At 74.5% G+C, this 10,377-nt stretch carries 9 protein-coding genes; 3 read left to right on the top strand and 6 right to left on the bottom strand.

Going from position 1 to position 10,377, the window contains the following annotated elements; all coding sequences use genetic code 11:
* The first annotated feature begins 484 nt into the window (after positions 1–484).
* Together trpS and ACSNOD_RS22560 are read left to right on the top strand one after the other, a co-directional pair.
* The gene (trpS, locus tag ACSNOD_RS22565; protein WP_436768836.1) at positions 485–1,492 is read left to right on the top strand and encodes a tryptophan--tRNA ligase; all 1,008 of its coding nucleotides are present in this window, start codon (positions 485–487) and stop codon (positions 1,490–1,492) included.
* A 242-nt stretch (positions 1,493–1,734) separates the two neighbouring features.
* Positions 1,735–2,706: a hypothetical protein gene (locus tag ACSNOD_RS22560; protein ID WP_436768835.1), complete on the top strand. Its 972-nt coding sequence runs from the start codon at positions 1,735–1,737 to the stop codon at positions 2,704–2,706.
* Positions 2,707–2,761: 55 nt separating this feature from the next.
* On the opposite strand, the gene proC is transcribed toward ACSNOD_RS22560, so the two are convergent.
* The 3 genes from proC to ACSNOD_RS22545 form a co-directional block, all read right to left on the bottom strand.
* Complete coding sequence (gene proC, locus ACSNOD_RS22555; protein ID WP_436768834.1) at positions 2,762–3,571, bottom strand: pyrroline-5-carboxylate reductase; 810 nt, start codon at positions 3,569–3,571, stop codon at positions 2,762–2,764.
* 150 nt (positions 3,572–3,721) lie between these two features.
* Positions 3,722–4,459, bottom strand: a complete 738-nt coding sequence (locus ACSNOD_RS22550; RefSeq protein WP_436768833.1) for an ABC transporter permease — start codon at positions 4,457–4,459, stop codon at positions 3,722–3,724.
* Positions 4,456–5,370, bottom strand: a complete 915-nt coding sequence (locus ACSNOD_RS22545; RefSeq protein ID WP_436768837.1) for an ABC transporter ATP-binding protein — start codon at positions 5,368–5,370, stop codon at positions 4,456–4,458. Before ACSNOD_RS22545 ends, ACSNOD_RS22550 begins: the two co-directional genes overlap by 4 nt.
* Before the next feature lie 231 nt (positions 5,371–5,601).
* Between ACSNOD_RS22545 and ACSNOD_RS22540 the strand changes: the two genes are divergently transcribed.
* On the top strand, positions 5,602–7,035 hold the full coding sequence (locus ACSNOD_RS22540; protein ID WP_436768832.1) for a M1 family metallopeptidase: 1,434 nt from the start codon (positions 5,602–5,604) through the stop codon (positions 7,033–7,035).
* 25 nt (positions 7,036–7,060) lie between these two features.
* Here ACSNOD_RS22540 and ACSNOD_RS22535 read toward each other — a convergent pair whose 3' ends face one another.
* The 3 genes from ACSNOD_RS22535 to ACSNOD_RS22525 all read right to left on the bottom strand — a co-directional run bounded on the left by ACSNOD_RS22535 (position 7,061) and on the right by ACSNOD_RS22525 (position 10,155).
* Positions 7,061–8,179, bottom strand: a complete 1,119-nt coding sequence (locus ACSNOD_RS22535) for an NAD(P)/FAD-dependent oxidoreductase (RefSeq protein ID WP_436768831.1) — start codon at positions 8,177–8,179, stop codon at positions 7,061–7,063.
* 87 nt (positions 8,180–8,266) lie between these two features.
* A complete protein-coding gene (sigJ, locus tag ACSNOD_RS22530) occupies positions 8,267–9,178 on the bottom strand; it encodes an RNA polymerase sigma factor SigJ (protein ID WP_436768830.1) in 912 nt (303 codons plus the stop codon).
* Positions 9,179–9,360: 182 nt separating this feature from the next.
* Positions 9,361–10,155, bottom strand: a complete 795-nt coding sequence (locus ACSNOD_RS22525; RefSeq protein ID WP_436768829.1) for a class I SAM-dependent methyltransferase — start codon at positions 10,153–10,155, stop codon at positions 9,361–9,363.
* Between the last annotated feature and the right edge of the window lie 222 nt (positions 10,156–10,377).

Genomic DNA, 10,377 nt, shown 5'->3' with positions numbered 1-10,377 from the left:
TTTCCGTTCCGTTTCCGGTCCGAATCCGTTTCCGATCCCCCTCGGCGGGGTTTCGCGCCTTCCGGCGTGACCACCACTTTAGCGGTTTTCCCTCGCGACTCATAATCGAGTCTTTCGAACCGAATTTCGGCAAGCCGAAATTCTTCCCGATGAGGGGGCCGTGCAGAGATGGTTTGCCGCCGGTGCGGCTCGAGTGGCTGCCTCGGCTCGACTCGGTGACCCGACCCGGTCCGTGGCAACTGTTCGAGACTACACCACCACGCCCGAGCCCTTCAAACCTGTGGCGGACCGGCTCTTCGAGGCGTACGGTCGGCGCCATGCACCAGCATGCGCGCAGTACTCAGTGGTGGGCCGCCTGACGGCGGCCGATCTGCTCGTATGCGCTCACGGCCGCCGCTCCGGCGGCCGTTCGCGTATCTGCTCCTCGCATCCGGCCGGCGGTCGGCGGCGGTCCAAGGACCGACCGAAGCGAAGGAGAGACACGATGACGCGGACCCGTATCTTCAGCGGGGTGAAGCCCACCGGCCATCTGACCCTGGGCAACTACCTCGGGGCGGTGCGCCAGTGGGTCCGGGAGGACCAGCACCGTGCCGACGCCCTGTTCTGTGTGGTGGACCTGCACGCCCTGACGGTCGAGCACGACCCGGCGCGGGTGCGGCGGCTCAGCAGGCAGGCCGCGACCCTGCTGCTGGCCTCGGGGCTGGACCCCCGGCTGTGCACCCTGTTCGTGCAGAGCCATGTGGACGAGCACACCCGGCTCTCCTATCTCCTGGAGTGCACCGCCACGGACGGCGAGATGCGGCGGATGATCCAGTACAAGGAGAAGACGGCGCGGGAGCGGGCCCGGGGCGGCAGTGTGCGGCTGTCCCTGCTGACGTATCCCGTACTGATGGCGGCCGACATCCTGGCGTACGGGGCGCACGAGGTGCCGGTGGGTGACGACCAGACCCAGCACGTGGAGCTGACCCGCGATCTCGCGGTGCGGTTCAACCAGCGGTACGGACAGGTGTTCACCGTGCCCCGGGCCACCCGGCCGTCGGTCGCCGCGCGGGTGATGGACCTCCAGGACCCCACGTCGAAGATGGGCAAGTCGCATGCCGACACGGCGGGCATCGTCTATCTGCTGGACGAGCCGGACGTGGTGCGGCGCAAGGTGCTGCGCGCGGTGACCGACAGCGGGACCTCCGTGGAGTACGACCCGGAGGGCCGGCCCGGGGTGGCCAATCTGCTGGAGGTGCTGGCCGCCTGCTCGGGCGGCGGGCGACCGGAGGAGCTGGCCGCGGAGTACGACTCGTACGGCGCGCTGAAGAAGGACACGGCCGAGGCGGTGGTGGAAGTGCTGCGGCCGGTGCGCGAGCGGCACGCGGAGCTGGTGGCCGACCCCTCCTATGTCGACGGTGTGCTGCGGGCCGGTGCGGAGCGGGCCCGCGGGCTCGCCCGGCCGCTGGTCGACCGGGCCCATGAAGCGGTGGGGCTGCTGCCGCCCCTCTGAGAGCGCGGCCGGCCGCGTGTCCTCCTTGCGTCGTAGCCGTCCGTCGTGAGGACGATGGGGAAATGTCCGTTCGACCGATGGAGGGCGGGCGGCGGTCGACATAGCGTGGACGGCGAGGTGCGCCTCTCGCCGTACGGTCGGGTCCTCCCTCTGTACGGTCGCGCCTCCGCCCGTACTGTCCACCGTCCGCCCACCGCCTCCCTCCGTACTGTCCGCTTCTGGCTCGATCTGGAGATCCCGTCATGCAGGTCCGTCGTCCCCACCGTCCCGCGGGCCGGGCTGCCGTGGCCCTGTCGGTCGCGGTGACCGCCGTGGCCGTGGTGGCGGTGGCGGTTCTCGGGGCGGCCCTGGCTCCGGCCGCCCAGGCGGTCACCGTGAGCAGGGTGCCCCACCTGAAGCCGACCGACGGTGGCGGCGTCGCCGCGGCCAACGGCACGTCCGAGCTGCGGGCGCGGGTGCTGGACCGGATCAACAGCAGCACCGCCGCCGAGCTGCGGCGGGTCGAGCGGGAGCTGGGGCGGGGCGGGACCGCGGCTCAGCGCGAGGCCCGGCGCAAGCGGGCGGCGGAGCTGCGCCAGCGGCTGCGGGAGGGGCTGCGCCTGGCGGCCCAGTTGCGGGAGGAGAAGAAGGCACGCGAGGAGCGGGGGCTGCGCAGGCCCGGCACGGCGCCGCGGAGCCCGGCCCCCGGGCCGTCCCCGGTCGCGAGCCGGCCGGTCCGTTCGGCCGGTGGGAGCGGTGCGGGCGGTCACGGCGGGGACGCGGGCGCCCGGTCCCCGGGCGAGGCGGCGCCCGGTGCCGGGGGCGCGACGGCCGGTCGGCCGGAACCGTCGGAGCCGGGCGGTCCGGGTCCGAGCGATTCGGGCCCGGCCGCTTCCGACCGTACGGACGGCCCCGAGGGCGCTCGGGGCTCTGCCGGCTCTGTCGGGGCCGGGGACGCGAGCAGTACGGACGGAAGCGACGGACGGGCCGGGTCGTACGGTCCGGCCGGGCCTGGCGACGGCGTACGGCAGGGGGACCAGTCGGGCGGGGGCGCCACGCCGGGAACCCGACCGGCTCCCCGCGGCACCGTCGACGACAGGGCCGGCGGCCCGGTGTCCCGTACGGGCGTCGGCCCCTCGTCGGTCCTCGCCCTGGGAGGGGCGGCCCTGGCCGCTTGCGGTGGGGCCCTCCTGCTGGCCCGGCGCCGCCGTGGCGGCTCGGGCCCGCGAGGGTGACCGACGCGGGCGATCGGAGCGGGTGACCGGAGCGGAGTCGGCGGGCCGGGGCGGGTCAGCCGTTGCCGGAGGCCAGCTCCCGGCTGCGGTCGCGGGCGGCCTCCAGGGCGGCGATCAGGGCCGCGCGCACACCGTGGTTCTCCAGCTCGCGGATGGCGTTGATGGTCGTCCCGGCCGGTGAGGTCACGGCCTCGCGGAGCTTCACCGGGTGCTCGCCGCTGTCGCGGAGCATCACGGCGGCGCCGATCGCCGCCTGGACGATGAGGTCGTGCGCCTGGGCGCGGGGCAGGCCGAGGAGGATGCCCGCGTCGGTCATGGCCTCGACGAGGTAGTAGAAGTAGGCCGGGCCGGAGCCGGAGAGGGCCGTGGCGGCATCCTGCTGGGACTCGGGCACCCGGAGGGTCTTGCCGACCCCGTTGAAGATCTCCTCGGTGTGGGCGAGGTGCTCCTCGGTGGCGTGGGTGCCGGCGGAGATGACGGACATGGCCTCGTCGACGAGGGCGGGGGTGTTCGTCATGACGCGGACGACGGGGGTGCCGGGGCTCAGCCGCTCCTCGAAGAACGCGGTGGGGATGCCGGCCGCGCCGCTGATCACCAGCCGGTCGGCGGGGACGTGGGGGGCGAGCTCGTCGAGGAGGGTGCCCATGTCCTGCGGCTTGACCGTGAGGATCAGGGTGTCGGCGGACTTGGCGGCCTCGGCGTTGGTGACGGCCTCGACGCCGTAGCGGGCGCGCAGCTCGGCGGCGCGCTCCGGGCGGCGGGCGGTGACCAGGAGGTCGGCGGGGGGCCAGCCGCCGCGGAGCATGCCGCTCAGGAGGGCCTCGCCGATCTTGCCGGTGCCGAGTACGGCGACCTTCTGCGTCATGGTGTGTCGCTCTTCCGTCGCGGGTGGACGCGGTGGGGTCCCATCCTCCCACCTGGTCCGGCGCGGGGCGGGAGGGTTTCAGGGGACTGTGGCGCTTTCCCGGGAGCGGGGGGCTTCCCCGGGAGCAGGGGCCTTTCCGCGGCCGGGGTGTCAGCGGGTGCGGCGGGGGAGCGTCGCCGCGCCGAGGAGCAGCACCAGCAGCGCGCAGCCGGCCACGACTGCCGCGTCCCGTACGAAGGCCCCCGTGACCGCGGACTCGCGGAGCACCCGTGTCATGCCGTCGACGGCGTACGACATGGGCAGCGCGTGGGAGACGGCCTCCAGTACGGGCTGCATGCGCTCGCGCGGGGTGAACAGGCCGCAGAGCAGGAGCTGGGGGAAGATCACCGCCGGCATGAACCGCACGGCCTGGAACTCCGACGCGGCGAAGGCCGAGACGAACAGGCCGAGGGCGGTGCCGAGCAGGGCGTCGAGGAGGGCCACGAGCAGCAGGAGCCAGGGGGAGCCTGCGATGTCGAGACCGAGGGCGCCGATGGCGACGCCCGTGGCCAGGGCCGCCTGGACGACGGCGAGCAGCCCGAAGGCGAGGGCGTAGCCGAGGATCAGGTCGGCCTTGCCGAGGGGCATGGCGAGGAGGCGTTCCAGGGTGCCGGAGGTGCGTTCGCGGAGCGTGGCGATGGAGGTGACCAGGAACATCGTCACCAGCGGGAAGATGCCGAGCAGTGCGGCGCCGACGCTGTCGAAGGTCCTGGGGTCGGCGTCGAAGACCCAGCGGAGCAGGGCGAGGAGCGCGCAGGGCACGAGGAGCAGCAGGGCGATGGTGCGTCGGTCGTGGCCGAGCTGGCGGAGCACGCGGCGGGCGGTGGCGAGGGTCCGGAAGAGGCTCATGGCGGGCTGTCCTTCGGTGCGGGTTCCGCGGGTTCCGCGGGTTCCGCGGGTTCCGCGGGTTCCGCGGGTTCCGCGGGCTTTACGGGCTCCGCAGGCCCCGCGGGCCTCTCGGGCGGCACGGGGTGCGGCGGCCTGTCGGCGGCGCGGCCCGCGTCCGCAGCGGCGTCGACGAGGCGCAGGAAGGCGTCCTCGACGGTGCGCGCGCCCGTACGGTCGCGCAGTTCGTCCGGGGTGCCGTCGGCGATGACGCGGCCGGCGCGCATCAGCAGGAGGGACTGGCAGCGCTCGGCCTCGTCCATGACATGGGAGGAGACGAGGAGTGTGGTGCCGTTCTCCTGGGCGAGGCGGTGGAAGAGCCGCCACAGGTCGCGGCGGAGCACGGGGTCGAGTCCGACGGTGGGTTCGTCGAGGACGAGCAGGTCGGGGGCGCCGAGGAGGGCCACGGCGAGGGAGACCCGGGAGAGCTGGCCGCCGGAGAGGTCACCGGCGAGGGCGTCGGCGTGGTCGAGCAGGTCGACCTCGGTCAGGGCGCGCTCGACCTGTCGGTGGCGGTCGGCGGCCGGGGCCCGAGGGGCGAGGACCGCGCCGTAGTAGTCCAGGTTCTGGCGGGCTGTCAGGTCGGTGTAGACGGAGGGCGCCTGGGTGACGTAGCCGACGCGGGAGCGCAGGGGCGCGGTGCCGGCGGGGTGGCCGAGGACGTCGAGGGCGCCGGTGACCTGGGCCTGGGTGCCGACGATGGCGCGCATCAGGGTGGTCTTGCCGCAGCCGCTGGGGCCGAGGAGGCCGACGACGCGGCCGCGGGGGATGTCGAAGTCGAGGGAGTCGAGGACGGTGCGGCCGCCCCGGACGACGGACAGCCGGCGGGCCCGGACCGCCACGTCCGTACGGGCCGAGCCCGCGCGCGTACGGATCGCCCCTCCAGCAGTACGGGTGGCCCCTTCGTCCGTACTGCTGCCGGTGCCCGTACGGTTCGCCGTTCGCTCCGTACGGGTGGTCGCGTCGGGGCCCGGGTCGCCGCGGGGGTGGCGGTGGAGGCGCCCGGCTCGTTTATTCATCATGCGTTGAATACTCCTCTTCTCCCCGGCCACCGTCAAGGCCCCCGCCCCGGCGCGTAGGGTCTGACCAGCCCGCCCCGCGTACCGATGAGGAGCACCGTGAAACTCCGCGCCTGGGCCGACGCAGGCCGAGGAGGCGCCTTCGCCGCCGTACTGCTGCTGTCCGCCGTCGCCTGTACGGGCGAGGGGGGCGCCACACCCGGCGCCCCGGGGGTGGGGGACGCGCTCTTCCCCCGGCTCGGCAACGGCGGCTACGACGTGGGGCACTACCAACTCGACCTGGACTACGACGTGTCCGGCGGCCGGCTGTCCGCCACGGCCGTCGTCACCGCCACCGCCACCCAGTCCCTGAGCAGCTTCCACCTGGACCTGGCCGGGCTGCGGGTGGACAGCGTCACGGTCGACGGCAAGGCCGCCGAGGCGCGCCGCAAGGGCAGTGAGCTGATCGTGGACCCCGCCGAGCCGATCGAGCGGGGCCGGACGTTCCGGACGACCGTGGTCTACGGCGGGCAGCCGGAGCGGCTGACCGATCCGGACGGCTCGGCGGAGGGCTGGGTCCGTACGGACGACGGGGCGTTCGTGGTGGGCGAGCCCGCCGGCTCGATGACCTGGTTCCCGGGCAACAACCACCCCAGCGACAAGGCCGCGTACGACATCAGCATCACCGTGCCGGAGGGCTACACCGCGGTGGCGGGCGGAGAACTGCGCGAGGAGCGGACCGCCGGGGGGCGCACCACGTTCGTCTGGCACAGCGCGGAGCCGATGGCGAGCTATCTGGCCACCGCCACGATCGGCCGGTTCGAGGTGAGCCGGGCCACCACGGCGAGCGGGCTGCCGCTCTACTTCGCGGTCGACCCCCGCGAGGCGGAGGCGAGCAAGGAGGCGCTGAGCCGCACCGAGGAGATCCTGGACTGGGCGAGCAAGTTGTTCGGCCCCTATCCGTTCTCCTCCGCGGGGGCGATCGTCGGCCATGAGCCCCAGGACGTCGGGTACGCCCTGGAGACGCAGACCAAGCCGGTCTATCCCTCGGCGCCGGACGTGGAGACCGTACTGCACGAGCTGACGCACCAGTGGTTCGGGAACTCGGTGACGCCCAGGAGCTGGCGGGACATGTGGCTCAACGAGGGCTTCGCCACCTACGCCGAGTGGCTGTGGTCCGAGCAGCACGGCGGCGGCTCGGCCCAGGAGCGGTTCGACGAGCTCTACGCCACGCCGGAGGACGGCGACCTGTGGGAGTTCCCGCCGGCCGACCCGGGCCGCCCGGAGAACGTCTCCGGGGACCCGGTGTACGAGCGCGGCGCGATGGTACTGCACCAACTGCGGCTGGCGGTCGGGGACTCGGCGTTCTTCGACATCCTCAAGGGGTGGACCGCGGCGCACCGGCACGGCAACGCGGACACGGACGACTTCGTGACGTTCTGCTCGGACAGGACCGACAAGGACCTGAAGAAGCTCTTCGACACCTGGCTGTACGGGGAGGGGCGGCCGGACTGGACGTACGAGCCGGCCGCCGACTCCTGAGCAGCGGTTTCGGCCGCTCGGGGGCTCACCCCAGGCCGGGAATGAGGCCGGCCGCGCGGGGGTGACGGGCCGACAGCCGGAGGAAGCGCACGGTGGAGCGGACCACCTGCTCCTTCATCAGCGCGGCGGCGCGGCCGGTGAGCACGCTCCGCTTCGGCGTGTCGTCGCGGTGGACGAACTGGACGACGCCGTCGTGCCGGCCGAGGCTGGCGCACTGCCCGGCGTAGCCGAAGCTCAGCGGACGCGGCTCCAGGCCCAGGGACTCGGCGTGGATCGCGGCGGCGGCGTGCGCGCCGGCGGGGATGGCGGTGGCGCACGCCATGCGGAGCGTGCCCGCCACGGTGGACACGGCGGCCGCGGCGTCCCCGGCCGCGTACACCTCCGGGTGCGAGACGGAGCGCAGCGCGCCGTCCACGGTGAGGCGGCCGGCGGCGTCGACGGCGATCCCGGCGCGGGCGGCGATGTCGGTGGTGGCGGTCATGGACGCCGCCCAGACCACCACGTCGGTGTCGAGGTCGTCGGCGCCGCGCACGTGCCGGCCCTCCTCGATCGTCACGCCCAGCCGGCCGAGCGTGGCGCGGACATGGCCGCGGGCCTTCACGGAGAGCCCCGGACCCACCTCTCCGGCGGTGATCAGGCGGACGCGCCAGTCGGGGCGGGACTCGGCCGTCTCGGCGGCCAGTTCGATGCCGGTGAGGCCGCCGCCGACCACCGCGAGCGTGCCGGGGCCGTCGAGGAGCCGCTTGCGCAGTTCTGCCGCCGACTCGGGGGTGTAGGCGCGCTCGCCCGTGCCGAGGACGCCGCCGCGGGTGTCCGTACTGCTGCCGAGGGCGTAGACGAGCCGGTGGTAGGCGAAGGAACGGCCGTCGTCCGTCCGTACGGTGCGCGTCCCGGGGGCGATGTCGGTGACCCGGGCGGTCACCCGGTGGATGCCGGTGCCCTGGAGCAGGCGACCGAGGGGGTGGGACACCTCGGGGCGGCCGGCGGCCAGTTCGTGGAGCCGTACCCGCTCGGTGAACGCGCCGTTCGCGTCGATGAGCGTGACGCGGTGGTGCGGGGCGAGGCGCAGGGCGGCCGTCAGCCCCGCGTACCCCGCCCCGAGGACCAGGATCTGCTGCTCGGTGTCGTGGTGGTGCTCGGCCATGGCTCCTCCTCGGTGGGTCGTCACCAAGGGGACGGCGCGGCGGGGCGGAGTGTGACAGTGACGCCGGTCACAGTCGGCGCCCCGGGGTCAGGGCCTGCTCCGCGCCAGGGCGCCGAAGTCGACGTGGCGGAGCTTGTCGGGGTTGACGACGGCGTCGATCTCGACGATCCGGCCGTCCTCGGCGACGGTGAACGCGAGCACGGCGGCCCGTTCCCCCGCCGGGTCGACGAGGACCAGCCCCGGCGCGCCGTTCACCTCGTGCAGCCGCAGGGACGCGACGCGGGGGTGGGTGCCGCCGCGGGTGACGCGGTGGATCAGGCGGGCCACGGTCTCGGCGCCGCACACCGGAATCCGGGCGGCGTTGACCTTGCCGCCGCCGTCGGCCCGCCAGACCACCCGCGGGTCCAGGGTCTTCATCAGCGAGTCGAAGTCCCCGTCGGTCGCGGCGGTCAGGAACGCCTCGACGGCGCGCCGGTGCTCGCTCCGGTCCACGCAGCGGCGGGGAGCCTCGGCCCGTACGCGCTTGCGGGCGCGGGAGGCGAGTTGCCGTACGGACGCGGGGGTGCGCCCGACCACGTCGGCGATCTCCGGGAAGGGCACGGCGAACACCTCGTGGAGCACGAAGGCGGTGCGCTCGGCGGGGGTCAGCCGCTCCAGGACGGTGAGCAGGGCCATGCCGACGGACTCGTCGAGCGTGACGCGGTCCTGCGGGTCCTGGACCTCTCCGGACCGGCCGTCGGCGACGACCGGTTCGGGCAGCCACGGGCCGACGTAGGTCTCCCGGCGGGAGCGGGCCGAGCCGAGCTGGTCGTAGCAGATGCGGCTGACGACGGTGGTCAGATAGGCGCGGGCGTTGTGGGCCTCGCCGTCCGGCAGCGCCTGCCAGCGCAGCCACGCCTCCTGCACGGCGTCGTCGGCGTCGGCCACCGAGCCGGTGATCCGATAGGCCACTCCCCACAGACGGCTGCGGTGCGCTTCGAATTCGGTCAGCTCGGCCATGGCGCGGGGCTCCGTACGGGTCGTGGCGGGGAGGGTCGGTGACAGTACTGTCGTCGGTCCGCGGGGGCGGGCGCCGGGGAACGCGGCGCGGGCCCCCTGTGCGGGGGACGGACCGCACAGGGTGACCCCTGCGAGCTCCTGAGCGGAGAACGACTGAACAGGGGGCGACTGACGGGGGACGACTAAACGGGGGACGACGCGGACGGGCGGCGTGTGACAGTGACGTCGACGGCGTACGCCTCCTCGACCACGCCGTCGGGAAAGATCCGTGACAGCTCCGCGCGCTCCTCGGCCAGTACGGCGCCGGAGACCTCCGGCCCCGCCACGATGAGGTGAGAGCGGCTGCCGAGCATGGCGAGGTGGGTCTCCAGCGGGACGCGGCGGGTCCAGTGCAGCCGCGTGCGGACCGGGCGCAGGCCGAGGCCCAGGTCCTGGATGAGCTCGTCGGCGTGCGGTGAGATCTGCCGGGCGTGGTAGCCGGGCAGCCGGCGGGCGAGCCGGACCTCCTGTTCGGCGGCCCAGGGCACGTCGGGGTCGGGGATGTTCCACCACAGGGCGAGGGCGCCGCCGGGCCGGAGCACGCGGACCGCCTCGGGGACGGAGGCGGCCGGGTCGGTCCAGTGCCAGGACTGCGCGTAGGTGATCAGGTCGGTGCTCCGGTCGCGGAACGGCAGGGCGTTGCCGTCGGCGCGGACGAGAGGGGTGTCGGGCAGGGCGGCGCGGAGCTGGGCGGCCATGCCCGCGCCGGGCTCCACGGCGGTGACCCGGGCGCCGCGGTCGAGCAGCAGGCGGGTGGCGATGCCGGTGCCGGCGCCGACGTCCAGCGCGCGGGCGCCGGCGAGCGGGCGGCCGGCCAGGGCCTCGACGGTGTCGAACAGGGCCGGCGGGTAGCCGGGCCGGGAGACGGCGTACTGGGCGGCGACGGTGTCGAAGGACAGGGCGTAGGCCCTGGAGACGCTCTGGGGGCTGCCCGGCATGCTCCGGAGGTCGCCCGGGGCGCTTCCGGGGCCGCCCGGCGCGCTCTGGGAGATGCCCGGCGCGCTTCCGGCCTGCGAGGCGGGCGAGGTCCGCGGCGGGAGGGCCGCTTGCGGTGGGGTGGAGTGCGGCTGGAGTGTCATGGCCGCATCCTGCCCAGCGGGCGGGGCGCGAAGGGGGCGGTTTTCACGCGTGCCGGCGGGGCGGGGGGGGGGGGGGGGGGG

This window comes from Streptomyces sp. URMC 123 (assembly GCF_051386515.1).
In the GTDB taxonomy this organism is placed as follows: Bacteria; Actinomycetota; Actinomycetes; order Streptomycetales; family Streptomycetaceae; genus Streptomyces.
The sequence above is the reverse complement of the archived record's forward strand: the minus strand, read 5'-3'. Positions and strand labels throughout refer to the sequence as shown.